The sequence below is a fragment of the Cryobacterium sp. M23 genome, from assembly GCF_002929655.1.
Classification (GTDB): domain Bacteria; phylum Actinomycetota; class Actinomycetes; order Actinomycetales; family Microbacteriaceae; genus Cryobacterium; species Cryobacterium sandaracinum.
Genome location: NZ_PJJV01000062.1, coordinates 26,322 through 53,028 on the forward strand (window position 1 = coordinate 26,322; position 26,707 = coordinate 53,028).

A 26,707-nucleotide genomic window follows, 5' to 3' on the forward strand; every position below is an offset into this window, starting at 1 on the left:
ATGGTCGCGGCGACCAGGTCAGTCAGGGAAAAGTCAAAGTCAGTTCTTGACTGTGCCGAGCCAGTTATGGAGCAGACGGATGCCTGCCTCACCGGATTTCTCCGGGTGGAACTGGGTGGCGGTAAGCGGTCCGTTCTCGATGGCGGCCAGGAAAGGTTGTCCGTGCTCGGACCAGGTGAGAATCGGTTTCGGGAACGGCGGCATGACGTCGAGGGACCATTCCTGGGCGGCGTAGGAGTGCACGAAGTAGAAGCGCTCCTGCTCGAGGCCATGGAACAGCGTCGAGCCCTCCCCCGGCGTGACCGTGTCCCAGCCCATGTGCGGCAGCACCGGCGCCGTCAGCTGCGTCACGGTGCCGGGCCATTCGCCCAGCCCCTCCGTGTCCACGCCGCGTTCGACGCCGTGCTCGAACATGATCTGCATGCCCACGCAGATGCCCAGCACCGGGCGTCCGCCCGCGATCCGGCGGTCGATGATCTCGTCGCCGTGCACCGCCTTCAGGGCCTGCATGACGGCGCTGAACGCGCCCACGCCGGGCACGACGAGCCCGTCGGCCTCAAGCGCCTGACGGCGGTCGCTGGTCAGCGTCACCTCGGCCCCGGCGAGTTCGAGTGCCTTGACGGCGGAGTGCACGTTTCCGGTGCCGTAGTCGAGGACAACGACGCTGGTCACAGCGCACCCTTGGTCGAGGGGACGCCGGACACCAGCGGGTCGAGCGCCTTCGCCTGGCGGAACGCGCGGGCGAACGCCTTGAATTCGGCTTCGGCGATGTGGTGCGGGTCGCGGCCGCCCTGCACGGTGACGTGCACCGTGAGGCCGCCGTTGAAGGCGATAGCCTCAAACACGTGGCGCACCATGGAGCCGGTGAAGTGGCCGCCGATCAGGTGGAACTCGAAACCGGCCGGCTCGCCCTGGTGCACGAGGTAGGGGCGCCCGGAAATGTCGACGACGGCCTGTACGAGGGCCTCGTCGAGCGGCACGACGGCGTCACCGTAGCGGGAGATGCCGGATTTGTCCCCGAGAGCCTGCTTGATCGCCTGGCCGAGCAGGATGCCGACGTCCTCGACCGTGTGGTGCACATCGATCTCGATATCGCCGCGGGCGCGCACGGTGAGGTCGGTCAACGAGTGTTTCGCGAAGGCCGTGAGCAGGTGATCGAAGAACGGGACCGACGTCTGGATGTCCGACTCACCGGTGCCGTCGAGATTGAGCGACAGGTCGATGCTCGACTCGCTGGTCTCGCGCTGCAGGTGGGCGAAACGGGGCGAGGTGGTCGCGAAAGAGAAGCTCATACGGCTAGTTTATTGGCCCGAGCCGTTCACGACCGCCCAAGCGCCTCGAGGGCGTCGAGGAACGCCGTGGTCTCGGCCTCGGTGCCGGCGCTGACCCGCAGGTGGCCCGGGATGCCGACGTCGCGCACAAGGATGCCTTCCGCCAGCAGCGCCTCGAAGGTGGCCCGAGGGTCCTCAACGCCGCCGAACAGCACGAAGTTGCTCGCACTGCGCAGCGGAGTGTAGCCAAGCCGGGCCAGTTCGCTCACGATGCGGTCCCGCTGCCCGCGGATGTCGTCGACCATGGCAAGCATCGCGGGCGTGTGGACGAGCGCGGCGACCGCGGCAGCCTGCGTGAGCGCGGACAGGTGGTAGGGCAGACGAACCAGGCGGAGGGCATCCGTCACAGCGGGATCGGCGGCCAGATAGCCGACGCGCACACCGGCGAAGGCGAACGCCTTGCTCATGGTGCGGGACACCAGCAGGCGCTCCCGGCCGGGAAGCAGGCTCAGGGCGGTTGGCGCGTCATCCGTCCCGAACTCGGCGTACGCCTCGTCGACGACGACGATGCCGTCGCTCGCATCGTAGACGGCCTCGATCGTTTCCAGGGACAGGGGCGTGCCGGTGGGGTTGTTCGGCGAGCAGAGGAAGACGACGTCAGGGGCAACCCGGTCGACCCACTCGAGCGCCGTGGCCGGGGAGAGTTCGAACTTTGCGTCACGACCACCCGCGATCCAGCGGGTGCCGGTGCCGGAGGCGAGCAGAGGGTACATGGAGTAGGTCGGCGCGAAGCCGAGCACGGACCGACCCGGGCCGCCGAAAGCCTGCAGCACCTGCTGAAGAACCTCGTTGGAACCGTTGGCGGCCCAAATGTTCTTTCGGGTGAGGCCGTGACCAAGATAACGGGCGAGGGAATCCCGCAGCTCGGTGAACTCCCGATCGGGGTATCGGTTCACGGTCGTGACCGCCAGAGCCAACGCCGCCACGATGTCCTGCGCCACCTCAGCCGGGATGCCGTGGGTGTTCTCGTTCACGTTGAGAGCCACCGGCACGTGCAACTGCGGCGCCCCATAGGGAGTGAGTCCGCGCAGATTATCGCGAAGGGGAAGATCGTTGAGACTGGTCACTCCCCCCATGTTACCGGGGTGAAACCGGCGGGGGCTCGCCGCGGGTAGTTCACAGGTCGTTCGGAAGCGCCAGCCGCTGACCGGGCTGCACGCTGTCGGACGGCAGCTGGTTGAGGCTCACAATCTCGGCGATCACCTCGCGCGGATCGGACGTGGGCGCGATTGTCTCGGCAAGTTGCCAGAGCGACTGCCCCGACTTGATAGTGACGTGGTCGAAGGCCGTGGCCACGCGAGCGACGGTCGAGTTCTCGGCGGCGGCGATGCCTCCGTTGAGGGTGACGACCAGGGCCACGGCTACGAGCGGAAAGGCAGCCAGGGACGTGAAAACGACGCGACCGCGCCGGGTGAGTCGGAGCCGGGTGCGTCCGGTCGCGATGGGGGCGCCTCGTTCAAGTGCAGTGCTCATGTCATACCTCCTGTGAGAAGACGCATCCGACTCTCGGCCGGGAGAGCCGGATGCGAACTTATGTTCCGAATGTATATTCGATTATTCGAACAATCAAGCTTTATTCGGTAGTTTCTGAAATATTTACTCCGACCCACTCGAATACATGTTTGTTTAATGGGCTCAACGCGGATACAGTTTCGATTGTTGATTGACACTCAATCAGGCACCCCCGACATTCGCGTGAATCGGCGGCATTCGCTGTTTGCCGCCAGCGCATCAATCAAAACGAGGAGCGACGAACGTGGCACAGAACACCAGCGGTCCCCGCGACAAGGGCGGCACCAGACGGCGCAAGAGCCTCAGCGAGAAGCAGCTCGCCATCCTCGACGTCATCCAGCGCTCGGTCAGCCAACGCGGCTATCCGCCGAGCATGCGCGAGATCGGCGACGCCGTCGGCCTGTCGTCACTGTCGAGCGTCACCCACCAGCTCAACCAGCTGGAACTGAGCGGTTACCTCCGCCGAGACCCGAACCGTCCCCGAGCACTGGAGGTGCTCATCGAGATTCCGCAGTCGCCCGAAGACACGACGGCCGGAGCCTCGGAGAGTTTCCACACCGGAGTGCAGGTCGGCGACGCCGCCATGGTTCCGCTTGTCGGTCGAATCGCCGCCGGCATCCCGATCACCGCCGAACAGCAGATCGACGAGATCTTCCCGCTACCCCGCCAGCTGGTGGGCAAGGGCGACCTGTTCATGCTCAAGGTGTCGGGCGAATCGATGATCGACGCCGCGATAATGGACGGCGACTGGGTCGTCGTGCGGCAGCAGAAGACCGCCGAAAACGGTGAAATCGTTGCAGCCATGCTCGACAACGAGGCAACCGTCAAGGTCTTCCGCCAGCGCGACGGGCACACCTGGCTACTGCCCCGCAACACCAACTTCGAACCCATCGTCGGCGATCACGCCGAGATTCTGGGGAAGGTTGTGGCAGTGCTGCGGTCGGTTTAGGGCATCAGCACTACAGCACATCAGCACTTCAGCACTTCAGCACTTCAGTCCGACTCTTGGTCTCGACGGTTTCGACCAGCGTCGTGGAGACGCGCGTGCGTTGAGTCACCATGGTTATTTCGGTCGGGTCTTGTGATCCGGGTCGTGTGGGCCGGGCACGAACACTGTTTTTGGTGTCGTGCCCGGCTTTTGTGTGGGTGGAGGCGGGGTCAGGCGGAGACGGAGGAGGTCAGGCGGGCGCGGAGGATGCGGGTGGCGGCGAGCATGTTGTGCAGGGACTGGACGGTTTCGGCGTAGCCGCGGGTTTTGAGGCCGCAGTCGGGGTTCACCCAGAGCCGGGTGGCCGGGATGGCTGCCGCGGCGCGCTCGAGCAGGTCGGTGAGTTCGGATACGCTCGGCACACGCGGCGAGTGGATGTCCCACACTCCCGGGCCGATACCGTGGTCGAAGCCCTGGGACCGGATATCGCCCACCACCTCCATGCGAGAGCGTGCCGCCTCGATGCTGGTCACATCGGCGTCCAGGTTGCGGATCGCGTCGATGACCACCCCGAACTCCGAGTAGCAGAGGTGGGTGTGGATCTGGGTGGCCACGGCCGCACCGGCCGTCGCCAGGCGGAAGGACCCCACCGACCAGTCGAGGTATTCCGCCTGGTCCTTCTGCTTCAACGGCAGCAGCTCCCGCAGCGCGGGCTCGTCGACCTGGACGATCTGGATGCCGGCCGTCTCCAGGTCGGCGATCTCGTCCCGGAGGGCCAGGGCCACCTGCCTGGCCGTCTCGCCCAGCGGCTGGTCGTCGCGCACGAACGACCACGCGAGGATCGTGACCGGACCGGTGAGCATCCCCTTGACGGGCTTGGGCGTCAGCCCCTGCGTGAACGCCGACCACTCGACCGTGATGGGCCGCGGTCGGGACACGTCACCCCAGAGGATCGACGGGCGCACGCACCGGCTGCCGTAGGACTGCACCCAGCCGTTCTCGGTGACCGCGAAGCCGTCCAGGTTCTCGGCGAAGTACTGCACCATGTCGTTGCGTTCCGGCTCCCCGTGCACGATCACGTCGAGGCCGATGTCTTCCTGCAACGCGACGACCCGACGGATTTCGGCGCGCATCAGGTCCCGGTATTCCTCGGTGCTCAGCACCCCCCGTACCAGCTGCGCCCTGGCCCGACGGATGTCCCCGGTCTGCGGGAAGGATCCGATCGTGGTCGTCGGCAGGAACGGCAGCCCGAGGGCCATCTCCTGGGCTGCCACTCGGTCTGCGTAGGCGCCCCGGGTGAAGTCGCCCGGAGCGAGCGCGTCGGCGCGCACCCGAACGGCGCCATCGTGGACTCCGGGAGCCACCCCCCGCGCGTCGAGGGCCGCGGAGGCCGCAGAGAGGTCGGTCTCGATGGCACGGCGACCCAGACTGAGGCCGCGGGCGAGTGTGGCAACCTGCGCGACCTTCTGATCCGCAAAGGCCAGCCAGCTCTTCAGGTCGTCGTCCAGCGCCGATTCATCGTCGACGTCGTGGGGAACGTGCAGCAGCGAGGTTGAGGTGGAAACCGAGATCCGCGGCGAGAGGCGGACCAGGCCGGCCGCCGTGTCGAAGGCGGCGGCCAGGTCGCCGCGCCAGATATTGTGGCCGTCAATGATGCCGGCCACGAGAGTGGTCGTGTCCAGTCCGGGGGTCTCCGCCGGCACGCTTCCCCGCACGAGGTCAAGCCCAATGGCTTCCACCGGGGTGATGGCAAGAACGGGTAGGGCGTCGTCGAGGCTGCCGTACGGCGCGGCGACGAACAGGGCGGGACGCTCGGCGAGGGCGCCGAGGGTGTTGTAGGCGAAGCGGAGGCCGGCGAGGGCATCCGTTCTCGGGGTGTCGATGCTCTCGCTGACCAGGGCAGGCTCGTCGAGCTGCACCCATTCGGCTCCGGCGGCGCGCAGCCGCTGCAGGAGGGCGGCGTAGACCGGCACAAGGTCGTCGAGGCGGTCAAGCGGACTGAATCCGGCCGGGGCCTCGTCGCTGGGCTTGCTCAGCAGCAGGAAGGTGACCGGGCCGACGATGACGGGCCGGGTCAGGAATCCGGCCGCCTTCGCCTCCTCGAACTCGCGCACCAGGCGGGTGCCGGCGAGGGTAAACTCGGTCTCGGGGCCGATTTCCGGCACCAGGTAGTGGTAGTTGGTGTCGAACCATTTGGTCATCTCCAACGGCGGATTCTCCCCTTCGCCGCGGGCGAGGGTGAAGTAGCCGGCCAGGTCGAGGTGGCCGTCCGCGCCCCGCAGATGCGCGAACCGGGCGGGGACGGCGCCCACCGTGCACAGGGCATCCAACATCTGGTCGTAGTAGGAGAACGATTCCGGGATGGACGAGTCGTCCCGGCCGAGTCCCAGCAGCACGAGGCGCTCCCTGGTGCTCTGACGCAGGGCGGCCGCGGTCGCCTCGAGCTCGTCGGCGCTGACCGATCCGGTCCAGAACGCTTCGACGGCCTTCTTCAGTTGGCGGCGCGGCCCGATGCGCGGGTAGCCCAGGATGGTGCCGGCGGGAAAGGCGGAAAAGGCGGAAGAGTGGGTCATCGGTTCTCCTTGACGGGGTGAGGGGCAGGCTGTGCGGAAGCAGGCAGGGTGGGGGTGAGCAGACCGCAGCCGTCGAGCACGGCGAGCACGGTCTCGTGCTGGTTGAAGGCGTAGAGGTGCAGCCCGGGGGCACCGCCGGCGATGAGTTCCCGGGCCAGTTCGGTGGCCTGACGGATGCCGATCTCACGCTGGCCTTCCTTCGTCGGCTCCACCTCGAGCGCGATCGCCAGCTCGGACGGCAGTTCCTCACCGGACAACTCGAGGATGCGGCGCAGGCGGGCCGGGCTCGTGACCGGCATGATCCCGGGCAGGATCGGGAATTCGACCCCGGCGGCACGGGCTCGCAGGATGAAGCTGAGGTAGTGGTCGGCGTGAAAGAAGAGTTGCGTGATCGCCAGGTTGGCGCCGGCGGCCTGCTTGGCCAGGAGCGCGTCGATGTCCTGGGTGGCCGACCGGGAGCGCGGGTGGCCGTTCGGGAAGGCGGCCACGGCGATGCGTACCTTCTCCCGTTCCCGCTTGATCGTGCGGGCGGCAGGGAGTCCAGGGATCACGGCCTCGCGGTACGGCACCCGCTCGGCCTGCACCCGGTGGATCAGCTGCACCAGTTCCGCGGCGCTGCCCAGGTCGCCGAGGAAGGCCTCACCCTCCCGAATGCCTTCCGGCGGGTCGCCACGCAGGGCCAGGAAGCTCCGCACCCCGGCGTCCAGAAACTCCCGGATCAGCTGGCTCGCTTCCGCGTTGGACGAGCCCACGCAGGTGAGGTGGGCCAGCGGGTCCACGGTGGTGGTGCGCAGGATGTGGGTGAGCACGTCCAGGGAGGAGCGCCGGGAGGAGCCGTTCGCACCGTAGGTGACCGAGATGAATTCCGGGCCGGCCGCGGCCAGCCGCTCGATAGTGGCGTGCAGCACGGAGGTGGCGGCATCCGAGGTGGGCGGATACAACTCGAATGAGAACGGGATTTTCCGGCACGCAGGATCCGAGGTGTGGGGCATTGCTCCTCATTCGACAGTTGCCAGTGTCAGTCACCGGGGGCCGGGCGGCCGCGGACCGCCCGGCAAGCCAGGCGGACGTTCGCGGGCGGGTGCCGGGCTCGGCTGTCGCTCCATGCCGCCGGTCAGGAGACCGGCGGCAACGATTGAGAAGACTCTAACAAGCACGCCCGGTGCCCAGCAGGTCTGTGACCGAATATGTCATCAGCTGGCGCCGGAGCGGCTCAGGCAGGCCGGAGGAGTGCGGACATCGGCAGGCGAACGCCTGCCAAGGTACGCGGAGCGAAGCCGGCGGCGGTCAGCCGGTGACGGCCGGCGGCACGGCGAACGGCTCGAACAGCGCCCGGATCTCATCAGTCACCAGAGCAGTAACCCGGGTGCCGGTCTCGGCGTACTCGGTGGACAGCACCGTGCCCTGATCGTGCAGCACCGCGATCAGGTCTCCCCGCTCGTAGGGGATGAGCAACTCGAGCCTGATCGACGGCCGCGGCAGCAGGTCCGAGATGGTCGCGAGCAGTTCCTGGATGCCCTCGCCGGTGCGGGCCGAGACGAAAATGCCCTTCGGCCAGAGTCCGCGCAGCACGAGCCCGTCATCATCGCTGATCAGGTCGCTCTTGTTGAAGACGACGACCTCCGGGATCTCCCGGGCGCCGACCTCGGCGATGACCTCGCGCACTGTGGCAAGCTGGCTCGCCGGGTCAGGGTGCGAGCCGTCGACGACGTGCACGATGACGTTGGCGTCGGCGACCTCCTCGAGGGTGGACCGGAACGCCTCCACCAGCTGGTGGGGCAGGTTCCGCACGAACCCGACGGTGTCCGTCAGCGTGTAGAGCAGCCCGTCGGCCGTCGTCGACTTGCGCACCGTGGCGTCCAGGGTGGCGAACAGGGAGTTCTCAACGAGTACGCCGGCCCGGGTGATGCGGTTGAGCAGGCTCGACTTGCCGGCGTTGGTGTAACCGACGATGGCGACGGATGGCACGGCGTTGCGCTTGCGGTTGGCCCGCTTGGCCTCACGAGCAGGTTTCATCTCGAGGATCTGCTTGCGGAGGCGGGACATCCGGGTGTGGATGCGCCGGCGGTCCAGCTCGATCTTGGTCTCGCCGGGGCCGCGCGAACCCATGCCTGCACCGGCGCCGCCCACCTGGCCTCCGGCCTGGCGGGACATCGAGTCGCCCCAGCCGCGCAGGCGGGGAAGCAGGTATTCGAGTTGGGCGAGTTCGACCTGGGCCTTGCCCTCGCGGCTCTTGGCGTGCTGACTGAAGATGTCGAGGATCACGGCGGTGCGGTCGATGACCTTCACCTTGACGACGTCCTCGAGGGCGCGCCGCTGGCTGGGCGCCAGCTCGGTGTCGGCGATGACGGTGTCGGCGCCCATCGCCTTGACGATGCCGGCCACCTCTTCGGCCTTGCCCTTGCCGAGGTAGGTGCTGGCGTCGGGCTTCGCCCGGCGCTGCATGAGGCCGTCGAGAACGGTGGCGCCGGCGGTCTCGGCCAGCGCGGCGAGTTCGCGCATGGAGTTCTCGGCGTCCGCGACGGTCCCGTGCGTGTACAGGCCGATCAGAACGACGTTCTCCAGCCGGAGCTGGCGGTACTCGACCTCGGTGACGTCCTCGAGTTCGGTGGAGAGGCTGGGCACGCGGCGCAGCGCGTTGCGGTCCTCGCGGTCCTGCTGCACGCCGTCGTGACCCTCGTCGTCGTGCGACGGGCCGGATTCGGCCTGCAGAGCCTGCGCGGAGCCGCTGCGGAACAGCGAATAGCCGGCAGCCTTGCTATCAGCGCTGGCAAGAACGCGGGCGACCACGTCGTCGGTGTCGTCGGGCAGATGTGACTCAGTCATTCCTTTAACAATACTTCCTCGATGCACGGTAAGTTCCCTCTATGCCTTCCGACCACTACTTCACCCCGGCACCCGACAGCACCCTGAAACTCCGCCAGGTGACCGTTCGATTGGGAGGCCAAGAACGCGAGCTGACCACAGCCAATTCGGTCTTCAGCCCGGAGCACATCGACACCGGCACCCAGGTGCTCTTGAACAACGCGCCGACCCCGCCGCCCGGCGGCGATTTCCTCGACCTGGGCTGCGGCTGGGGTCCGATCAGCCTGCACTTGGCCCTCGCCTCACCCCGCGCCACGATCTGGGCCGTCGACGTTAACGAGCGGGCGCTCGACCTGGTGCGGCTGAACGCGGAGAAGCTCGGCCTCACCAACATCACCGCGGTGCTGCCCGATCAGATGCCCGCCCACGTGACGTTCCGCACCATCTGGTCGAATCCCCCGATCCGGGTCGGCAAAACCGAACTGCACACCATGCTGCGTACCTGGCTGCCGCGCCTGGAGCCGGGTTCGGATGCCTGGCTCGTCGTGCAGCGCAACCTCGGCTCCGACTCCCTGCAGCGCTGGCTCGACGGCGACCTGCCCGCCGAATTCAGCACCTCACGGCACTCCATCAGTAAGGGCTTCCGGGTCCTGCGGGTGAAACGCCAGGACTAGACCGCGTCGCGGCCCATCGCCCCGAGCTAATACTCAGCCGAGGCGGAAGACCCCGTCGAACACGAGTTCCGCCGGACCCGACAGTGAGACGTGCTCGCCGTCCTCGGTCGGGAACATGCGCACGCCGAGCGTGCCGCCGGTGACCTCGACCTGCCACTGGTTCGGGGCACCCGCGCCGGCCCAGTGCCGGGTGGCGAGGGCCGCCGCGGCCGCCCCCGTACCGCAGGAGAGTGTTTCGCCGCTGCCGCGCTCGTGCACGCGCATCCGGATGCGGCCGACACCGTTCACGACGAGCGGATCGCCCGGAAGCACGAACTCGATGTTCGCCCCGGCCGCCGGGTCAGGGTCGAGCTGCGGCACGAAGGTGAGGTCGACGCCTGCGAGCTCGTCGTCGTCGGCCAGGGCCACGACCACGTGCGGGTTGCCCACGTTGATACCGAGACCGGGGCGGGCCACGGGCAGGTCCTTCGCCCGAACGAGCGGTTCGATACCGTCGAGGCGCCACCGGCCGAGGTCGACCTGGTAGCCGGTTGCGCCGCGCTGCACGTCGCGCACTCCCCCGCGGGTGCCGATGCAGAGCGTGTCGCCGCGGTCGAGCGTGGTCAGGCCCTGCTCCACCAGGAAGCGGGTGTAGACGCGGATGCCGTTGCCGCACATCTCGGACACCGTGCCGTCGGCGTTCCAGTAGTCCATGAACCATTCGGCCGCGTCGTCCTCGGCGAGGGCGATCGCACCGGCGGCCAGGCTCGTGGAGCGCACCGCGCGGATGATACCGTCGGAACCGATGCCGAATCGGCGGTCGCAGATGGCCCGGATCTGGCTCGGGGTGAGGTCGATCTGCCCGTCGGGATCAGAGAAAAGCACGAAGTCGTTCCCGGTGCCGTGGCCCTTGGTGAAGTTCAGATCAATACCCATGCCGTCCAGTTTAGGAGGCCGGGTCGGCCGCCCAGTGCTCGGCCGGCTGCTCCGGGTCGGCCAGGCGGGTCAGCGCCCGGTCAACCCGATCCGGCGCGTCAAAGTCGATCCAGTGGGTGTGCGGGGAACGCTTGAACCAGCTCACCTGCCGTCTCGCGTAACGGCGGGTGAACTGCTGCGTCTCCTGGATGGCCTCCGCCCGGCGGAGGCTGCCCGTCAGCTGCCCAAGGGCCTGGGCGTAGCCGATGGCCCGGCTGGCCGTGACACCGGTCTCGATTCCGCTCGGGATCAGCCCGCGCACCTCCTCGACGAGCCCGCGGGCCCACATGCCCTCCACCCGGGCGTCGAGGCGGGGGGTGAGCTCCGCGCGCTGGGCGCGGAGGCCCACTGTGACCGCGGGCATCCAGTAGACCGGCTCGTCGGGCAGGGCGGCGGTGTGCGGCCCCCCGGTCAGCTCAACGACCTCGAGGGCGCGCACGAGGCGCCGACCGTTGCCGGCGCCGATGCGGGCGGCGGCGACCGGGTCCACGGCCTTCAACCGGGTGTACAGGGCGCCAGGCCCCTGCTCGATCAGGTCGGCTTCGAGTCGGGCGCGCAGCACGGCATCCGTGCCGGGAAACTGGAAGTCGTAGACCACGGCGGACACGTAGAGCCCGGAGCCGCCGACCAGGATGGGCACGTTGCCGCGCGCCACGATGTCGGTGATCGCGGCGCGAGCCTCCGTCTGGTAGCGGGCGACGGTGGCCTCGTCGGTGACCGACAGCACGTCGAGCAGGTGGTGCGGGATGCCGCGGCGCTCCAGCACGGTGAGCTTGGCGGTGCCGATGTCCATGCCGCGGTACAGCTGCATGGCGTCGGCGTTGACGATCTCCGCCCCCCGACCGGCCTCGGCCAGACGTTCGGCGAGGTCGAGCGAGAGGTCGGACTTGCCGGTGCCGGTGGGTCCGACGACAACGATCAGCGTCGGGTCGGCGCCGGTCACCGGGTTCGGGCCGGGCACCTGCCTAGCGCTCCCCGTCGGTGACGTCGTAGATCGGCGTGGTGCTGTAACTGGTCACCGCGGGCGAGCCCACGGCCCGGTCGGGTAGGCGCAGGGTCGGCAGGCCGAGGGAGACCGAGCCAGACCCGCCGACTGCTCCGCCGTGACCGGGCACGCCGCAGGACTCGGCTTCGAGGCGGTCCCAGGCGTCGCCGGCGATGGTGCGCCGGATGCGCAGCGGAGCCCCGTCGACGGAGTCAGCGATCAGGTGGAAGGGGGCCGCCTGGGTGACCGTGACGGTCACGAGGTCGCCCGGACGGGGCAGTTCCGAGCCTTCCGGCACGTCGAAGTGCACGAGCCGGCTGTCAAGGGCGCGGCCGCTGAGTCGACGGGTGTCGGCGTCCTTGCGGCCCTCGCCGTTGGCGACGAGCAGTTCGACCTCTCGACCGACCACAGCCTGGTTCTCCTCCCAGGAAATCCGCTCTTGCAGGGCGGCGAGGCGCTCGTAACGATCCTGCACGATCTCCTTGGGGACCTGGTCGGGCAGCGTCGCGGCGGGGGTCCCGGGCCGGATGGAGTACTGGAAGGTGAAGGCGGTGGCGAACCGGGCCAGCTCCACGACCCGCAGGGTCTCCTGGAAGTCCTCCTCGGTCTCGCCGGGGAAGCCGACGATGACGTCCGTGCTGATGGCCGCGTGCGGCATCCGCGCGCGCACGCGGTCGAGGATGCCGAGGAACCGCGCCGACCGGTAGGAGCGGCGCATGGCCTTGAGGATACGGTCCGAGCCGGACTGCAACGGCATGTGCAACTGCGGCATGACCGACGGCGTCTCGGCCATGGCGTCGATCACGTCGTCGGTAAAGGCAGCCGGGTGCGGGCTGGTGAAACGGATGCGTTCCAGCCCCTCGATCTTGCCGGCCGCGCGCAGCAGCTTGCCGAAGGCGAGACGGTCGCCGAACTCAACCCCGTAGGAGTTGACGTTTTGGCCGAGCAGGGTGACCTCGATTGCCCCGTCGTCGACGAGGGCCTGGATTTCGGCGAGGATCTCGCCGGGACGGCGGTCCTTCTCCTTACCGCGCAGCGCGGGCACGATGCAGAACGTGCAGGTGTTGTTGCAGCCGACGGAGATGGAGACCCAGCCGCTGTAGCTCGAATCGCGCTTCGTGGGCAGGGTCGAGGGGAAGGTCTCGAGGGAGTCGAGGATTTCGAGCTGGGCCTCGCCGTTGTGCCGTGCACGCTCGAGCATGCTCGGCAGCGACCCCATGTTGTGCGTCCCGAAGACGACGTCGACCCAGGGTGCCTTCTTGAGGATGACGTCCTTGTCTTTCTGGGCCAGGCAGCCGCCGACGGCGATCTGCATGCCGTCGTGGCGGCGCTTGACCGAGGCCAGCTGCCCCAGGTTGCCGTAGAGCTTGTTGTCGGCGTTCTCGCGTACGGCACAGGTGTTGAGCACGACGATGTCGGCTTCCTCCCCGCCGGCCGACACGTAGCCGGCCGCTTCGAGCGACCCGCTGAGCCGTTCGGAGTCATGCACGTTCATCTGACAGCCGAAGGTGCGCACCTCGTAGGTGCGGGCCCGGCCCTCAGCATCGTGCGCCGCCTGGCTTGGAGCAATCAGAGTCGGCGCGCTCAGGGCCGAGGTGCGCAGGGCCGAGGTGCGCAGGGCCGAGGTGCGCAGGGCCGAGGTGCGCAGGGCCGACTGCTGCGGGTCCAGCGTCTCGGCGCTGGAGAATGGGGGCGTAGCGGTGCTGCTGGTCATAGTGGGTACCAGCTTACGCGTGGCACCTCCGAAACCGGGCCGGGTTGCCCCGACCCGCTCCCTACTGGAACCGCACCCGCGATGGCGAACCACCGCGGGAGGCAAGGGCGGCCTTCACCGCCACGCGCACGATGGACGAGGAATAGCCCTTGCGCATCAGGAACGCGTTGAGTCGACGGTCGATGGTCTGGTCGTCGAGCCGCCCGAGCTGCCCCACCCGCTTGACGGCTATTTCGATGGCCCGTTCCGTCTCGTCGTCGGGCATTTCGTCGAGCTTTTCCAGGATGAGGTCCTGATCGAGCCCGCGGCGGCGCATCTCCGCCTGCACACCGGAGCGCCCCAGGCCTTTGCGCTCGTGGTGGCTGTGCACGATCTGATCGGCGAGGCGGCCCTCGTCGATGTAGGACAACTCGATGAAGCGCTCGATGATCTCTTCGATCTCGTGCTCAGCGACCTCCGTACCGCCAAGAACTGTGCGGGCCTCGGCCGCCGACAGGGACCGGCCGCGCAGCCGCTGGCGCAGCACCCCCTCGGCGTGCTCGCGATCGGCGGCGGCCCGGGACGCCACGCCCTCGGGGGTGTCGTCCCCGTCGTCGGCACCGACACCAGCGTCGGCACCGGCACCGGCACCGGCACCGCTGTCGACTGCGGGGCCGCTCGACGCCGCCGGACCACCGTCTCCGAGATACGTGACCGGCGCCAGTTGTTCGTCGGCGATCGGCGCCGTCTCGAGCTCGACCGGCCGGGTCGCGGCGGTGCCGCGGGCCGCGCTCTTGCGACGTGCCGCACTCAGCGACGCGACCTCGTCGGCCGGCTCGAAGTGGACCATGCGCTACGCCCCCTTGCGGGCGGCGAGCTTGGCCTGGAGGGACTCCGCCTTGGCGGCTGCGGCCTCCTTGGCTGCGGCTGCGGCGACCAGGGCGGCCGCGGCGTCGATTGCGGCCTGAGCCTTCTTGGCGGCCGCACCCTCGGGGCTGATCCCGAGCTTGAAGAGGATCTTGTTCTCGATCTCGTTGGCCATCTCCGCTTCACGCAGCAGGAAGTTGCGCGAGTTCTCCTTGCCCTGGCCCAGCTGGTCGCCGTCGTAGGTGTACCAGGCGCCGGACTTCTTGACGATGCCGTGCTCGACACCGAAGTCGATCAGGCTGCCTTCCCGGGAGATGCCGATGCCGTAGATGATGTCGAATTCCGCCTGCTTGAAGGGCGGTGCCATCTTGTTCTTGACGACCTTGACCCGCGTGCGGTTACCGACGGCCTCGGTGCCGTCTTTCAGGGTCTCGATACGGCGGATGTCGAGACGCACCGACGCGTAGAACTTGAGCGCCTTGCCACCGGCGGTGGTCTCGGGGCTGCCGAAGAAGACCCCGATCTTCTCGCGCAACTGGTTGATGAAGATCATGGTGGTGTTGGTCTGACTGAGGCCACCGGTGAGCTTGCGCAGGGCCTGGGACATCAGACGGGCCTGCAGGCCCACGTGCGAGTCACCCATCTCGCCCTCGATCTCGGCGCGGGGAACCAGCGCGGCGACGGAGTCAATCACGATCAGGTCGATGGACCCGCTTCGCACGAGCATGTCGGCGATTTCCAGCGCCTGCTCACCCGTATCGGGCTGGGAGACGAGGAGCGCGTCGATGTCGACTCCGAGCTTGCGGGCATACTCAGGGTCCAGAGCGTGCTCGGCGTCGATGAAGGCGGCGATGCCGCCGTTCTTCTGCGCGTTCGCGATGGCGTGCAGGGTGAGCGTGGTCTTTCCCGACGATTCCGGACCGTAGATCTCCACGATGCGACCTCGGGGCAGGCCACCTATGCCGAGGGCCACGTCTAGCGCGATCGACCCCGTGGAGATCGTCTCGACGGGGGCGCGCTCGTCGCTGCCCAAACGCATGATCGAACCCTTGCCGAACTGGCGGTCGATTGCTGCAAGAGCGGTGTCGAGCGCTTTTTCGCGATCTGCTGATGATGCCATGAGTGATCTCCTTCGGTCGTGCATTCCGGCGCCTATAGGCTGTCGCGTTTGGCCACCGGGAAGACCCCGACACCCGCTCTCAACAAGGCATGTGCTCTCTGTCGCTGACACAAACCGACTGTACGCGGCACGTCCGACAGAGCCGGGAACGGGGAGCGGCAGTGGATAAGCCGTCTTCGACTCCTGCTGTGGAGGAGCATATCAAAATGCGAACACGCATTCGAGAATTCCACGGAATCCGGGGCGTGTCGAGCGAAACCTAGCTGCGGGCGGCGGGCAGTCCCGCACCGTACCAACGGGCCTTCGGGACATCCGTCTCGGCGCAGAGGGCAAGCCAGACGTCGCGCGCCGAAGCACCGCCGGCCAGGGCCTGGTCGGCGGTGCATCCAAACGGGGTCAGGATGAGATCGCGAGTGAGGACGCGGCCGTAGCCTTCGCCGAACTCGTTGCTCAGAGCCTGACGGAACTCACTGAGTCGCATGGGATGGAACTAGCGCACCATCATGTCGTCGTAGTTGGCCACGAGCTCGTCGGGCACAGTGTCGGGGAACCTGTCGGTTCCCTCGATGATGGCCAGTCGGTCGCCGACTTCCCGCATGATGACCGAGATCGGGGTCTCCAACGCTTCTGCAACGGAAGCCAGAATCTCGGAAGACGCTTCTTTCTGGCCACGCTCCACCTCGCTCAGATACCCGAGGGCCACGCTGGCCTTACTGGCTACCTGACGGAGTGTGCGCCCTTTCTGCAGGCGGAAGTCCCTGAGCACATCGCCGATTTCCTGTCGAACAAGAATCATCGGAACCTCCTTCTCGTACTGATTATGTGTTGCTTATCGAGTACCGTTTAATACTTCTGGCGCCCACTCAGCCGGGTGGTTGCGTGTGTTGGATCGCAAGAGTACTACAACCTTGAACACCCTGACACTACCGATATCGACTGGGCTTTTCTTGTGAATACGCTCGTTGTAACCACGGAATTCGGGGAACTATTCCACCGCGTCACGGGCTAACAGCTGCCACACAGCTTCGACGGCCGCGGCCACGGAGGCCGCTCGAATGAGGGCACGGTCTCCGTGCAGCCGGAGCGGGATGACCGATATTTCTCCTCCACGAGCCAGCCCGAGGAACACCGTTCCCGGCTCGTGGCCACCCTGGCCGTCGGGCCCTGCCACACCCGTCGTGGCGATGCCGATGTCGGCGGGCCGGCCGTCGACGGCGAGGCGCGTACGCACGCCCTCTGCCATCTGCAGGGCAACCTGCGGGTGCACCGGGCCGTGCTCCTCGAGCAGAGCCGCGTCGACGCCGAGGAGGGTGTGCTTGAGCGCACTCTGGTACGCCACCACTCCCCCGTTGACGACGACGGATGCGCCGGGGATGCGGATGAGTTCGGCTGTCAGCGCCCCGCCGGTAAGGGACTCGGCCACGGCGATAGTGAGGCCGCGGCGGGTGAGCTCGGCGACGAGGCGCGCGGTGGCATCCGTCGCTCCGGGTATGTCAGCAGGTGACAGGGCCGCGTCGAATGCCGGGGGAATCGGATCAGCCATGGTCGTGCTGGAGCCGGTTCTCGCGCCGCGCGGCCACGAGGTAGTCGAAGCCGGTGACGACGGTAACGATGAGGGCGAGGGCCATGGCCGTCCAGTTGACCCAGTAAATCCAGTCGCCCAGCAGCAGCCAGAGGGGCACGAGGGCGAGGGAGATCGCCACGGACTGCAACACGGTCTTGAGCTTGCCACCCCGTGACGCCGGGATGACCCGGTCCTTCAGCATGACGAACCGGAACACCGTGATGCCGACTTCGCGCACGAGGATGACGATGGTCACCCACCACCACAGTTCGCCGAGGATGGAGAGGCAGACCAGGGCTCCGCCGGTGAGCACCTTGTCGGCGATCGGATCGAGGATCTTGCCGAGGTCGGTGACCAGGTTGTGCCGACGGGCGATGGCCCCGTCGATCCCGTCGGTGGCGATGGCCACGATGAATAGGGCGGCCGCCCACCAGCGCAGCGCGCCGTCCTGGCCGGCGTCGGCGAGGAGCATATAGATGAACACAGGCGCGAGCAGGATGCGCACGATCGTGATCAGATTCGGGAGATTCCAGTTGCTGGGCCGGACGACCGGCGTGGATGGTGTGGCCATGGGTCAGTCCCTGTCGGTCAGTTGCCAGGCGTCTTCATCGGGAGATGCGTCTTCTTCACGGTACCCCTCCGACATTTTGGCGACCGGGTCGTCGGCGTAGCGCGGATCGGGCGGGCCGGGCGTGTGCTGGGCCGCGGACTGGTGAGCTGCGGCGGCCTGAGCGGTGGCCGTGGCGGCGTGGTGTTCGGCGTCGGAGCCGCGCAGCAGGGCCAGCACGCCGGGCAGCTGCTCCACGGAGACGAGCACGTCGCGCGCTTTCGATCCCTCGGAGGGACCGACGATTTCGCGGGACTCGAGCAGGTCCATCAGGCGGCCCGCCTTGGCGAAGCCGACCCGGAGCTTGCGCTGCAGCATCGACGTGGACCCGAACTGGGTCGACACGACCAGTTCCGCCGCTGCGAGGAGCACCTCGAGGTCGTCTCCGATGTCGGAGTCGATTTCTTTGCGGGGGGCGACCATGGAGACATCCGGCCGGTAGTCGGGGCGGGCCTGCAGAGTGACGTGCTTGACGACGCGTTCGATCTCGGCCTCGTTCACCCAGGCCCCCTGAACGCGGATGGCCTTGGAGGCTCCCATCGGCAGGAACAGGGCGTCGCCCTGCCCGATCAGCTTGTCGGCGCCCGGCTGGTCGAGGATGACCCGGGAATCGGTGACGCTGGTCACGGCGAAGGCGAGGCGGGAGGGCACGTTGGCTTTGATCAGGCCCGTGACGACGTCGACGCTGGGGCGCTGGGTGGCGAGCACGAGATGGATGCCCGACGCGCGGGCCAGCTGGGTGATGCGCACGATCGAGTCTTCGACGTCGCGCGGTGCGACCATCATCAGGTCGGCGAGCTCGTCGACGACGACCAGGAGGTAGGGGTACGGCTTGAGGCTGCGCAGGCTGCCGGCGGGCAGCACGATCTCGTCGTTGACGACGGCCTTGTTGAAGTCGTCGATGTGGCGGAATCCGAAGCTGGCCAGGTCGTCGTAACGCATGTCCATCTCCTTCACCACCCACTGCAGCGCCTCGGCGGCCTTTTTCGGACTGGTGATGATGGGCGTGATCAGGTGTGGAACCCCCGCGTAGGCAGCCAGCTCGACCCGCTTCGGGTCGATCAGCACCATGCGCACGTCGCTCGGCTTGGCCCGCATGAGCAGGCTCGTGATCATGGAGTTGACGAAGCTGGACTTGCCGGAACCGGTGGAACCGGCGACCAGGAGGTGAGGCATCTTGGCGAGGTTGGCGAGCACGAAGCCGCCGCCGACGTCTTTCCCGACGCCGATGGTCATCGGGTGGGTGCTGTTCGAGGCCGCCGGGGAGCGGAGCACGTCACCGAGGGTGACGATTTCGCGGTCGGTGTTGGGGATCTCGATGCCGATCGCGCTCTTGCCCGGGATCGGCGACAGGATGCGCACCTCGTTTGAGGCGACGGCGTAGGAGAGGTTTTTGCTCAGCGCGGTGACGCGCTCCACCTTGACTCCGGGGCCGAGCTGGATCTCGTACTGGGTGACGGTGGGGCCGCGGGAGAACCCGGTCACCTTCGCGTCGACCTGGAACTGGCGGAGCACCTCGGTGATGGACTTGACGATCTCGTCGTTGGCCGCCGAGCGGGCCTTGGCCGGCGGGCCCTTGGTGAGGGTCGTGTCCGAGGGCAGCAGGTAGGGCGCGGCGGGCTGGTCTGATGCCGGCGGAACCGGGCCCGGCACCAGGGACAGGGGCGTGTCGGCGGAACCGGCGGCCCCACCGGCCGCGGCCGGGTCGAGCGCGTCGAATCCTGTTCCGGTCAAACCGGGAAGAACCTCGGTCAGGCCCGTCTGGTCGTCGGCCTGGAGCCCGGTCGACGAGCCCTGCGGCAGGTCGATCGCGCCCGTGAAACGTTTGAGGGCGTCTTCGGCTCGGAGCAGGTCTTCGAGCACCTCGGTGCCGTAATGGTCCTGGTTGGGACCAGGGGTCGTCGGCGTCGTCTCCAGCGCGGTGTCGAAGCTGCCTCGTTTGTCGCCGCCGAGCAGGGTGCGCAGCGGGTCGGCGCCGTGCGGGCCTGCGGCGTTCGGATCGTCGGCGGGGGTACCGGCGCCGTTCGGGCCGAGCGGCCCGCCAAAGTCAGGGTCCTCCTCGCGCTTGCTCGTGTTGCGCCGCCACCAGGGCAGCGCTCCGGCATCTCCGTCGTCATCGTCGACCCCGTCCAGTTCGACCTGAACGGCCTTCTCATGCTTCGCTTCCCGGGCGGCGGCGCGCTCCTCGGGATCGGGGAGCTGGGCCCCGAACAGCCAGGCATAGAGCTCCCGGCTGCGTTCACCAATGCGGTTGGGCGGGGTCTTGGTGATGATGAAGAGGCTCAGGGCGAGAAGCAGGATGACGACGATGGTGGCGCCGATCGCCGTGGTCAGGTAGATCAGGGGGGCAGCGATCATCCAGCCGATGACGCCGCCGGCCAGTGCGAGGGTCTCCATGCCGTCGCTGGGGGCAGGCTGGCCACCGAAGATGTGGCAGAGACCCGACACCGAAACGAGTAGCACGGATAGTCCGATGCCGATGCGGCCGTTGTCGTGCACCGAACTGGGTTTGCGGAACAGCCAGACGGAGAAGAGCAGCATGATCACGGGCAGGGCGAACGCGACGCGGCCGAACAGTCCGCCGAAGGTCCAGGCGTCGAGGGTCTGGGCGACCGCGTTGTTGATCAGGAACCACTCGATCACGGCTCCGGCGACCGACAGCAGCACGAGGAAGAAGGGCAGGCCGTCGCGGCGCTCTTCTTTGGAGAGCTTCTCCGGGCCGAGCGCGCGGGCAGCCCCGCCGGTCACGTGGGCCAGGGCCATCCACGACCGCACGAACAGGCTCGGCTTGACCTCGACCGCGGTGAACTTGACCGTCTTCTGAGCGGCGGTGCGGGCTGCGGGCTTGCGCGCCGGGGTGCCGCGCGCAGGCGTGCTGCGGGCGCGACCGTTCGACTTAGTGCTCGTAGCCATGCAACCACGGTACTTCGATCCCCCGACATTGGGGCTTAGGCACGCCAAAACGCCTGCGGGCGGCGATCAGCGACCGCGACATCAGGGCTGGGCGGACGCGCGGCATCCGTCGCCCTCGGCGGGATCAGGCCTCGATCACCAGAGGGACGATCATCGGGCGGCGACGGAAGGCGGTATTCACCCAGCGGCCGACCGTGCGGCGCACGATCTGCTGCAGCGCGAACGGGTCGCGCACCCCGTGCTCGGCGGCTTCCGCCAGGGCCGCCTCGATTTTCGGGCGCACGGCGTCGAACACCGAGGCGTCTTCGGCGAAGCCCTTCGCGTGGATCTCGGGCCCGACGATCACCTTGCCGGTGGCGGCGTCGACCACGATGATAATCGAGATGAATCCCTCCTCGGCGAGGGTTCGGCGGTCCTTGAGGTCGGCCTCGGTGATCTCGCCGACGGTGGAGCCGTCGACGTAGACGTAGCCGAGGTCCAGCTGGCCGACCTTGGTGGCCACACCGTCCCGCAGGTCGATGACCGTGCCGTCCTCGGCAAGGAGCACGTTCGCCTCCGGCACGCCGGTCTGCACCGCGAGCTTGGCATTGGCGACCAGGTGCCGGTATTCGCCGTGCACGGGCAGCACATTCTTCGGCTTCAGGATGTTGTAACAGTAGGTCAGTTCCCCGGCGGCGGCGTGCCCGGAGACGTGCACCTTCGCATTACCTTTGTGCACCACTGTGGCGCCCAGCTTGGTCAGGCCGTCGATGATCCGGTAGACCGCGTTCTCGTTGCCGGGAATCAGGCTGGACGCCAGGATGACGGTGTCGCCGTGGCCGACTTCGATCTGGTGGTCCTGGTTGACCATCCGGCTGAGCACGGCCATCGGCTCCCCCTGCGAGCCCGTGGACATGTAGACGATCTTGTCGCCCTGGATGTTGCCGGCCTTCTTGAAGTCCACCAGCACACCCTCCGGCACCCGCAGGTGGCCGAGGTCGGCGGCGATGGTCATGTTGCGCACCATCGAGCGGCCCAGGAGCGCGACGCGGCGACCGTTCGCGTGGGCGGCGTCGAGCACCTGCTGCACCCGGTGCACGTGGCTGGAGAAGCTGGCCACGATCACCCGTCGGGGAGCCCGGGCGATGACGTCGTCGAGGACGGGGCCGATGGAGCGTTCCGTGGGTGTGAAGCCCGGGACATCCGCGTTGGTGGAATCGACCAGGAACAGGTCGACGCCCTCGGTGCCGAGGCGCGCGAATTCGCGCAGGTCGGTGAGGCGGTTGTCGAGCGGCAGCTGGTCCATCTTGAAGTCGCCGGTGTGCAGCACGGTGCCGCCGGCGGTCTTGATGGCCACAGCCAGGGCGTCGGGGATGGAGTGGTTGACGGCGACGAACTCGAGGTTGAACGGGCCGAGCCGTTCCGTCTGGCCCTCTTTGACCTGCAGCGTGTACGGCGTGATCTTGTGTTCCTTGAGCTTTGCCTCGATAAAGGCGAGGGTCAGGCCCGAACCGATCAGCGGGATGTCCGCACGCAGCTTCAGAAGGTAGGGGACGGCGCCGATGTGGTCCTCGTGGCCGTGCGTGAGCACGACCGCGAGGATGTCGTCGAGGCGGTTCCGGATGGGGCTGAAGTCGGGGAGGATCAGGTCCACGCCCGGCTGGTGCTCCTCGGGAAACAGCACCCCGCAGTCGACGATCAGCAGCTTGCCGTCGATCTCGAACGTGGTCATGTTGCGGCCGATTTCGCCGAGGCCACCGATCGGCGTGATGCGGAGGGTTCCCGCCGTGAGCGGGGCCGGGTCGTACACATCGATGGGCACAGGCCCTCCTCGGGGTTCGGTGGAGCGGTTAGCGTGTCGTTCCGGCGACCTTCGGCAGGGCGCCGCCGGCCGCGGCATTGCGGTCCGGGCGGAAGTTGGAAAAGTTGACCCCGGGGATGTTCTTGACCAGGTCTATTTCGTCTTCGATCTGGGCGGCTTCCCACTCCTCCGGGCCGACGAGGGGCAGGCGCACGCGCGGGCTGTTGATTCGACCGAGGCCGTGCAGGATGTACTTGACCGCGACCGTACCCGGAACGTGCGTCATGCAGGCCCGCACCAGCGGTTCGAGCTGCTGATGCGCGGCGGTGGCCGCCTTCAGGTCGCCCGCATTCACGGCGTCGACCATCTGGCGATACGGGGTGGCGGCGATGTTCGCCGTGACCCCGATCAGGCCGGTCGCCCCGATCGAGAGGTGCGGCAGAACGTTGGGGTCGTCGCCGGAGAAGTACATCAGGTCGGTCTGGTTGAGCACGCGGCTGACCTGGGCCAGGTCACCCTTGGCGTCTTTGACGGCGAGGATGTTCGGGTGCTTCGCGGCCCGCAGGATCGTCTTGTATTCGATCGGGATACCGGTGCGTCCGGGGATGTCGTAGAGGATCACGGGCAGATCCGTGGCATCCGCGATCATGCGGAAGTGGGTGAGCACGCCGGCCTGGGTGGGCTTGTTGTAGTACGGGGTGACGATCATGTTGCCGTCGGCGCCCGCCTTCTCGCTCTGCTTGGCAAGCTGCATGGCATGGGCGGTCTCGTTGGACCCGCCGCCGGTGATGATCTTCGCGCGTCCGCCCGAGATATCCTTGCCGACCTCGACCAGGCGGATTTTCTCCGCGTCGGTGAGGGTAGACGTCTCACCGGTGGTGCCGGTGACGACGATGCCGTCCGCTCCGGCGTTGATGACGTCGTCGATGTGCTGGGCAACGCCCGCCCAGTCGACTTCGCCGTCGGCGGTGAAGGGAGTCACCAGGGCAACGAGGACCTGGCCGAAGGGATTCTGAGACATAGACACGAGGGACAGGCTACCGGTCAGTGTGCGGCCGCGCACCGCCGCGGCGTCACGTTACGGGGCGACGCGACCGTTCTTGTTGAAGGCGGCGTAGGTGAGGGGCATCAAGGTCGCGAACTGGTCTTCCATCTTCTCGGCGCACATCTCGATCTCGCGCTGCGGGAACGACGGGAAGTGGGTTCCCTCGCGCTTGGTACGCAGACTGAGAAAGTTCATCAGCGACCGGGCGTTCATGGTCACGTACATCGAGGAGAAGATGTTGAGCGGCAACACGATGCGGGCAACCTCGCGGGCCACGCCGGCTTCGAGCATCCGTTGATACGACGCGTAGGCGTGCGCGGAGGCCTCGCGGGTCAGCTGGTCGACCAGCGCGGCCTGCTCGGCCGTGCCGGGCAGGAAGTCGTAGGCGCCGGGCTTGCCGACCTGCACGAGGTTGCGGGTCGGGGCCGGAACGTAGAAGACCGGGTTCAGCTCGCGGTAGCGGCCCGATTCCTCGTTATAGGAGGCGATGCGGTGCCGCATGAACTCGCGGAATACGAAGATCGGCGCCTGCACGTAAAAGGTCATCGAGTTGTGCTCGAACGGCGAGCCGTGGCGGTCGCGCATGAGGTAGTTGATCAGCCCGGCGTCACCCGTGCTCGCGGCGTCGCCGTCCGATTCCTCGAGCAGGGCCTTGGTCAGGGTCTGCTCCCCCTGAGTCGACACCCGTGCGGCGAACAGCACATCGGAGTCGTGGGCGCTTGCGCGCACCAGTTCGACGGTTACATCGGAGCGGAACTCAATTTCAGACACGGCTAAACGATACCTGCTGCACGCGTAACCTGTCGTCACACGGACCCGCCCGGCCCGAGATCCTTGTAACGTCACAGCATGAGTCCGATCTCCGCCCTGATTCTCGTGCTGGTTCTCGTCTCGGGCACCACCGTGCTGGGCCTCTTCTGGCGGTCCCGCCAGGGGCGCCCCATCGTGGTCACCCCGGCGGCTCCGGAGGCGCTCGGTGTGCCGGACGCGCTCACGCCGGCGGATGTCAGCAGCCGGGTTCCGTTCGGCGCGAACGCCACGCTCGTGCAGTTCTCCACCAGTCACTGCGCCCGCTGCCCCGGCACCCAGGTGCTTCTCGCCGGCCTGGCCCGGTCCCGTCCCGGCGTCGCGCACCTGGACGTCGACCTGACCCACCGCCGCGACCTCGCGAACCGGTTCGGGATCCTGCAGACCCCGACCACACTCATCCTCGACGGAACCGGTCAGGTGCGCGCCCGGATCGGCGGCGTTCCGAACCGGGCCGGCGTCCTCCGGCAACTCGACGACCTCACCGGGAGCAGCCATGCCCAGTTCGCCCGCTGAGCCCCGGCCGCAGCCCTCCGCGCGCCGGGCCCGCCCGGACCTCGACCCGCGCGGACCACGCTTCGGCGCCGCGATCACGGCCGTTCTGCTCCTGGTGGTGGTGTTCCTGTCGCTGACCGGGGCATCCGTCGCCGCCTTCGTCCTCCTCACGATCCTCGCGGCCCTCTTTGCCTGGGGTGCGTTCGCCGGCGCCGGGCGGCACCCTTACGGCGTGCTGTTCAAGACCGTCATGCGGCCGCGGCTCGGCCCGCCCACCGCACTGGAGAAAGCGGCCCCGCCGACGTTTGCGCAGGGGGTAGGGCTGCTGGTCACCGTGACCGGCGTGGTGCTCGGTCTGGCCGGGCTGACGCCCGCTGTGGGCGTCGCTGCCGCCGTCGCGTTCGTCGCGGCGTTCCTGAACGCCGTGTTCGATTACTGCCTCGGCTGTCAGCTGTACCTGCTCCTGATGCGTGCCGGCATCCTCGGACGCGGGCCGACGCCGGTGGCCGGGAGCTGACGGCCGCCGCGGCTCCATCCCTGATCATTGGCTGAGAGTGAACCCCATGTGAGCCGAGGCGACAGTTAGGCTGAAGCTTCACCTCAGGAGGCAACACCATGGCACTCACCAGCGAAGCAACAACTGTCTGGACCGGCGATCTGAAGTCCGGCAGCGGTATCGTCACCCTCGACTCCTCCAAGACTGCCGAGTTCCCGGTCACCTGGCAGGCCCGGTCCGTCGGCACCCCGAACACCACCAACCCGGAAGAGCTCCTCGGAGCCGCCCACGCGGCCTGCTTCTCGATGGCCCTGGCCAACGGCCTCAGCGCCGGCGGACACACTCCCGACAGCATCCAGACCACCGCGGCCGTGACCTTCGAAGCCGGCGTCGGCGTGGTGGGCAGCCACCTCCTGGTCAGCGCCAAGATCCCCGGCCTGACCGAAGAGGAGTTCGCGGTCTACGCCGAGGACGCCAAGGCCAACTGCCCGATTTCGAAGGCGCTCGCGGGCATCCCGATCACCATCGAAGCCGAGCTGGCGTAGGCGCGGCCCGCACACAATGCGAGTTCTCGTCTCCGGCGCGTCTGGACTGATCGGCACCGAGCTGAGCGCACAGTTGCGCGCGGCCGGCCACACCGTGGCCCGCTTGGTGCGCCGCGATCCGCGCGGGGCCGACGAATTCCGCTGGGACCCGGCCGCGCTGAGCATGGACAAGGGCGTCCTCGACGGCGTCGACGCCGTGATCAACCTGTCGGGGGCATCCATCGCCCGTCTGCCGTGGACGAAGGCCTATCGCCGGGAGATCCGTGACTCGAGGGTGCAGGCCACACGCACGCTGACGGATGCCATGGGCCGGCAGGCGACACCGCCAGCCGTGCTGCTCAATGCGTCGGCCGTGGGCATCTACGGCGACCGTCCGAGCGAGGTGCTCACCGAGAACTCCCCGGCCGGCAACGATTTTCTGGCGAAGGTCACCAGAGACTGGGAGGCCGAGGCCGCACGTGCGCCGGAGTCGACCCGTGTCGTCACCCTCCGCACCGGGCTGGTCATCGCCCGCGGCGGCGCCCTGAAGCCGCTTCTGCCGATCGTCAAGCTTGGCCTGGGCGGCCCGCTCGGCCGCGGCACCCAGCACTGGCCGTGGATCAGCCTGCACGACGAGGCCGCGGCCGTCGTGCACCTGCTCACCTCGACGCTGTCGGGTCCGGTCAACCTGGTCGGCCCGAAACCGGCCACCGCGAACGACGTCATCCGGGCCGTCTCAGCCGGGCTGCACCGCCCGTTCCTGGTGCCGGTGCCGGAATTCGTGCTGACGCTCGCACTGCAGGATGCCGCTCGCGCACTGCTGCTCGCCGACCAGCAGATCGTGCCGGAGAGGCTGCACAAAGACGGTTTCGTCTTCACCCACAAAACCGCGGCCGAGGCCGTGGCCTGGATGCTCAGCCGCCCGTAGTTCTGACGGTTCGCGGCCTTGGACGGCCGAGGCACCACCCCGCCCGGGGTTCGGGCGCGGTCGGGGATTCGGGCGCGGTCGCAGCGGGCCGAAGGCATCCGTCGCG

At 67.9% G+C, this 26,707-nt stretch carries 26 protein-coding genes; 6 read left to right on the forward strand and 20 right to left on the reverse strand.

The window, feature by feature from the left end; all coding sequences use genetic code 11:
* Window positions 1-39: 39 nt before the first annotated feature.
* The 4 genes from hisH to CXY82_RS05950 are packed head-to-tail and all read right to left on the reverse strand — an operon-like array spanning window position 40 to window position 2,804.
* Complete coding sequence (gene hisH / locus CXY82_RS05935; protein WP_104170099.1) at window positions 40-672, reverse strand: imidazole glycerol phosphate synthase subunit HisH; 633 nt, start codon at window positions 670-672, stop codon at window positions 40-42.
* The gene (hisB, locus tag CXY82_RS05940; protein WP_104101207.1) at window positions 669-1,292 is read right to left on the reverse strand and encodes an imidazoleglycerol-phosphate dehydratase HisB; all 624 of its coding nucleotides are present in this window, start codon (window positions 1,290-1,292) and stop codon (window positions 669-671) included. Before hisB ends, hisH begins: the two co-directional genes overlap by 4 nt.
* Window positions 1,293-1,318: 26 nt before the next feature.
* Window positions 1,319-2,398 carry a histidinol-phosphate transaminase gene (locus CXY82_RS05945; protein WP_369828400.1) on the reverse strand — a complete coding sequence of 360 codons (1,080 nt, stop codon included), beginning with the start codon at window positions 2,396-2,398 and terminating at the stop codon, window positions 1,319-1,321.
* Window positions 2,399-2,447: 49 nt separating this feature from the next.
* The gene (locus CXY82_RS05950) at window positions 2,448-2,804 is read right to left on the reverse strand and encodes a LysM peptidoglycan-binding domain-containing protein (RefSeq protein ID WP_104170101.1); all 357 of its coding nucleotides are present in this window, start codon (window positions 2,802-2,804) and stop codon (window positions 2,448-2,450) included.
* Window positions 2,805-3,087: 283 nt separating this feature from the next.
* Between CXY82_RS05950 and lexA the strand changes: the two genes are divergently transcribed.
* Window positions 3,088-3,792 carry a transcriptional repressor LexA gene (gene lexA / locus CXY82_RS05955; RefSeq protein WP_104101199.1) on the forward strand — a complete coding sequence of 235 codons (705 nt, stop codon included), beginning with the start codon at window positions 3,088-3,090 and terminating at the stop codon, window positions 3,790-3,792.
* 209 nt (window positions 3,793-4,001) lie between these two features.
* Here lexA and metE read toward each other — a convergent pair whose 3' ends face one another.
* The 3 genes from metE to hflX all read right to left on the reverse strand — a co-directional run bounded on the left by metE (window position 4,002) and on the right by hflX (window position 9,170).
* On the reverse strand, window positions 4,002-6,344 hold the full coding sequence (gene metE / locus CXY82_RS05960) for a 5-methyltetrahydropteroyltriglutamate--homocysteine S-methyltransferase (protein ID WP_104170102.1): 2,343 nt from the start codon (window positions 6,342-6,344) through the stop codon (window positions 4,002-4,004).
* The gene (locus tag CXY82_RS05965; protein ID WP_104170103.1) at window positions 6,341-7,336 is read right to left on the reverse strand and encodes a methylenetetrahydrofolate reductase; all 996 of its coding nucleotides are present in this window, start codon (window positions 7,334-7,336) and stop codon (window positions 6,341-6,343) included. The genes metE and CXY82_RS05965 overlap by 4 nt, the downstream gene beginning before the upstream one ends.
* 295 nt (window positions 7,337-7,631) lie before the next feature.
* Window positions 7,632-9,170, reverse strand: coding sequence for a GTPase HflX (gene hflX, locus CXY82_RS05970; protein ID WP_104170104.1), 1,539 nt, complete (start codon window positions 9,168-9,170; stop codon window positions 7,632-7,634).
* 41 nt (window positions 9,171-9,211) lie between these two features.
* Between hflX and CXY82_RS05975 the strand changes: the two genes are divergently transcribed.
* Window positions 9,212-9,823, forward strand: coding sequence for a class I SAM-dependent methyltransferase (locus CXY82_RS05975; protein WP_104170105.1), 612 nt, complete (start codon window positions 9,212-9,214; stop codon window positions 9,821-9,823).
* Between the two features lie 33 nt (window positions 9,824-9,856).
* Here CXY82_RS05975 and dapF read toward each other — a convergent pair whose 3' ends face one another.
* The 13 genes from dapF to thyX all read right to left on the reverse strand — a co-directional run bounded on the left by dapF (window position 9,857) and on the right by thyX (window position 24,122).
* Complete coding sequence (gene dapF, locus CXY82_RS05980; protein WP_104170106.1) at window positions 9,857-10,738, reverse strand: diaminopimelate epimerase; 882 nt, start codon at window positions 10,736-10,738, stop codon at window positions 9,857-9,859.
* 10 nt (window positions 10,739-10,748) lie between these two features.
* Window positions 10,749-11,738 carry a tRNA (adenosine(37)-N6)-dimethylallyltransferase MiaA gene (gene miaA / locus CXY82_RS05985; RefSeq protein WP_233194198.1) on the reverse strand — a complete coding sequence of 330 codons (990 nt, stop codon included), beginning with the start codon at window positions 11,736-11,738 and terminating at the stop codon, window positions 10,749-10,751.
* Window positions 11,739-11,742: 4 nt separating this feature from the next.
* Window positions 11,743-13,476: a tRNA (N6-isopentenyl adenosine(37)-C2)-methylthiotransferase MiaB gene (gene miaB, locus CXY82_RS05990; protein WP_104170107.1), complete on the reverse strand. Its 1,734-nt coding sequence runs from the start codon at window positions 13,474-13,476 to the stop codon at window positions 11,743-11,745.
* A 61-nt stretch (window positions 13,477-13,537) separates the two neighbouring features.
* A complete protein-coding gene (locus CXY82_RS05995) occupies window positions 13,538-14,305 on the reverse strand; it encodes a regulatory protein RecX (RefSeq protein ID WP_104170108.1) in 768 nt (255 codons plus the stop codon).
* A 3-nt stretch (window positions 14,306-14,308) separates the two neighbouring features.
* Window positions 14,309-15,442, reverse strand: a complete 1,134-nt coding sequence (gene recA / locus CXY82_RS06000) for a recombinase RecA (RefSeq protein ID WP_104170109.1) — start codon at window positions 15,440-15,442, stop codon at window positions 14,309-14,311.
* Window positions 15,443-15,701: 259 nt separating this feature from the next.
* On the reverse strand, window positions 15,702-15,923 hold the full coding sequence (locus CXY82_RS06005) for a DUF3046 domain-containing protein (protein WP_104170110.1): 222 nt from the start codon (window positions 15,921-15,923) through the stop codon (window positions 15,702-15,704).
* A 9-nt stretch (window positions 15,924-15,932) separates the two neighbouring features.
* A complete protein-coding gene (locus tag CXY82_RS06010; RefSeq protein ID WP_104170111.1) occupies window positions 15,933-16,238 on the reverse strand; it encodes a helix-turn-helix domain-containing protein in 306 nt (101 codons plus the stop codon).
* Window positions 16,239-16,427: 189 nt separating this feature from the next.
* Entirely contained in the window at window positions 16,428-16,985 is a 558-nt protein-coding gene (locus tag CXY82_RS06015) for a CinA family protein (RefSeq protein WP_104170112.1), read from the reverse strand.
* Complete coding sequence (gene pgsA, locus CXY82_RS06020) at window positions 16,978-17,577, reverse strand: CDP-diacylglycerol--glycerol-3-phosphate 3-phosphatidyltransferase (RefSeq protein WP_104170113.1); 600 nt, start codon at window positions 17,575-17,577, stop codon at window positions 16,978-16,980. Before pgsA ends, CXY82_RS06015 begins: the two co-directional genes overlap by 8 nt.
* A gap of 3 nt (window positions 17,578-17,580) precedes the next feature.
* Window positions 17,581-20,526, reverse strand: a complete 2,946-nt coding sequence (locus tag CXY82_RS06025) for a DNA translocase FtsK (protein WP_104170114.1) — start codon at window positions 20,524-20,526, stop codon at window positions 17,581-17,583.
* Window positions 20,527-20,650: 124 nt separating this feature from the next.
* Window positions 20,651-22,327, reverse strand: coding sequence for a ribonuclease J (locus CXY82_RS06030; protein WP_199180889.1), 1,677 nt, complete (start codon window positions 22,325-22,327; stop codon window positions 20,651-20,653).
* A 28-nt stretch (window positions 22,328-22,355) separates the two neighbouring features.
* Entirely contained in the window at window positions 22,356-23,333 is a 978-nt protein-coding gene (dapA, locus tag CXY82_RS06035) for a 4-hydroxy-tetrahydrodipicolinate synthase (protein ID WP_104101302.1), read from the reverse strand.
* 51 nt (window positions 23,334-23,384) lie between these two features.
* Window positions 23,385-24,122: an FAD-dependent thymidylate synthase gene (gene thyX / locus CXY82_RS06040; RefSeq protein ID WP_104170116.1), complete on the reverse strand. Its 738-nt coding sequence runs from the start codon at window positions 24,120-24,122 to the stop codon at window positions 23,385-23,387.
* Window positions 24,123-24,200: 78 nt separating this feature from the next.
* Here thyX and CXY82_RS06045 point away from each other — a divergent pair, with 78 nt between their 5' ends.
* The 4 genes from CXY82_RS06045 to CXY82_RS06060 all read left to right on the forward strand — a co-directional run bounded on the left by CXY82_RS06045 (window position 24,201) and on the right by CXY82_RS06060 (window position 26,601).
* Window positions 24,201-24,674, forward strand: a complete 474-nt coding sequence (locus CXY82_RS06045; RefSeq protein ID WP_104170117.1) for a thioredoxin family protein — start codon at window positions 24,201-24,203, stop codon at window positions 24,672-24,674.
* The gene (locus tag CXY82_RS06050; RefSeq protein ID WP_104170118.1) at window positions 24,655-25,170 is read left to right on the forward strand and encodes a DUF4395 domain-containing protein; all 516 of its coding nucleotides are present in this window, start codon (window positions 24,655-24,657) and stop codon (window positions 25,168-25,170) included. Before CXY82_RS06045 ends, CXY82_RS06050 begins: the two co-directional genes overlap by 20 nt.
* A 98-nt stretch (window positions 25,171-25,268) precedes the next feature.
* Window positions 25,269-25,694 (forward strand): OsmC family peroxiredoxin, encoded by a 426-nt coding sequence (locus CXY82_RS06055; protein WP_104170119.1) that lies wholly within the window; start codon window positions 25,269-25,271, stop codon window positions 25,692-25,694.
* Between the two features lie 16 nt (window positions 25,695-25,710).
* Window positions 25,711-26,601: a TIGR01777 family oxidoreductase gene (locus tag CXY82_RS06060; RefSeq protein WP_104170120.1), complete on the forward strand. Its 891-nt coding sequence runs from the start codon at window positions 25,711-25,713 to the stop codon at window positions 26,599-26,601.
* The last annotated feature ends 106 nt before the right edge of the window (window positions 26,602-26,707 follow it).

What these genes read in the sequence shown, in the direction of transcription:
- CXY82_RS06015 (WP_104170112.1), bottom strand. Translation starts at nt 16,985, where the DNA reads ATGGCTGATCCGATTCCCCCGGCATTCGACGCGGCCCTGTCACCTGCT.
- CXY82_RS06005 (WP_104170110.1), bottom strand. Translation starts at nt 15,923, where the DNA reads ATGCGACTCAGTGAGTTCCGTCAGGCTCTGAGCAACGAGTTCGGCGAA.
- hflX (WP_104170104.1), bottom strand. Translation starts at nt 9,170, where the DNA reads ATGACTGAGTCACATCTGCCCGACGACACCGACGACGTGGTCGCCCGC.
- dapF (WP_104170106.1), bottom strand. Translation starts at nt 10,738, where the DNA reads ATGGGTATTGATCTGAACTTCACCAAGGGCCACGGCACCGGGAACGAC.
- CXY82_RS06010 (WP_104170111.1), bottom strand. Translation starts at nt 16,238, where the DNA reads ATGATTCTTGTTCGACAGGAAATCGGCGATGTGCTCAGGGACTTCCGC.
- miaB (WP_104170107.1), bottom strand. Translation starts at nt 13,476, where the DNA reads ATGACCAGCAGCACCGCTACGCCCCCATTCTCCAGCGCCGAGACGCTG.
- recA (WP_104170109.1), bottom strand. Translation starts at nt 15,442, where the DNA reads ATGGCATCATCAGCAGATCGCGAAAAAGCGCTCGACACCGCTCTTGCA.
- CXY82_RS06055 (WP_104170119.1), top strand. Translation starts at nt 25,269, where the DNA reads ATGGCACTCACCAGCGAAGCAACAACTGTCTGGACCGGCGATCTGAAG.
- CXY82_RS05950 (WP_104170101.1), bottom strand. Translation starts at nt 2,804, where the DNA reads ATGAGCACTGCACTTGAACGAGGCGCCCCCATCGCGACCGGACGCACC.
- metE (WP_104170102.1), bottom strand. Translation starts at nt 6,344, where the DNA reads ATGACCCACTCTTCCGCCTTTTCCGCCTTTCCCGCCGGCACCATCCTG.
- CXY82_RS05995 (WP_104170108.1), bottom strand. Translation starts at nt 14,305, where the DNA reads ATGGTCCACTTCGAGCCGGCCGACGAGGTCGCGTCGCTGAGTGCGGCA.
- CXY82_RS06060 (WP_104170120.1), top strand. Translation starts at nt 25,711, where the DNA reads ATGCGAGTTCTCGTCTCCGGCGCGTCTGGACTGATCGGCACCGAGCTG.
- hisB (WP_104101207.1), bottom strand. Translation starts at nt 1,292, where the DNA reads ATGAGCTTCTCTTTCGCGACCACCTCGCCCCGTTTCGCCCACCTGCAG.
- CXY82_RS06025 (WP_104170114.1), bottom strand. Translation starts at nt 20,526, where the DNA reads ATGGCTACGAGCACTAAGTCGAACGGTCGCGCCCGCAGCACGCCTGCG.
- CXY82_RS05975 (WP_104170105.1), top strand. Translation starts at nt 9,212, where the DNA reads ATGCCTTCCGACCACTACTTCACCCCGGCACCCGACAGCACCCTGAAA.
- pgsA (WP_104170113.1), bottom strand. Translation starts at nt 17,577, where the DNA reads ATGGCCACACCATCCACGCCGGTCGTCCGGCCCAGCAACTGGAATCTC.
- CXY82_RS06045 (WP_104170117.1), top strand. Translation starts at nt 24,201, where the DNA reads ATGAGTCCGATCTCCGCCCTGATTCTCGTGCTGGTTCTCGTCTCGGGC.
- CXY82_RS06050 (WP_104170118.1), top strand. Translation starts at nt 24,655, where the DNA reads ATGCCCAGTTCGCCCGCTGAGCCCCGGCCGCAGCCCTCCGCGCGCCGG.
- CXY82_RS05965 (WP_104170103.1), bottom strand. Translation starts at nt 7,336, where the DNA reads ATGCCCCACACCTCGGATCCTGCGTGCCGGAAAATCCCGTTCTCATTC.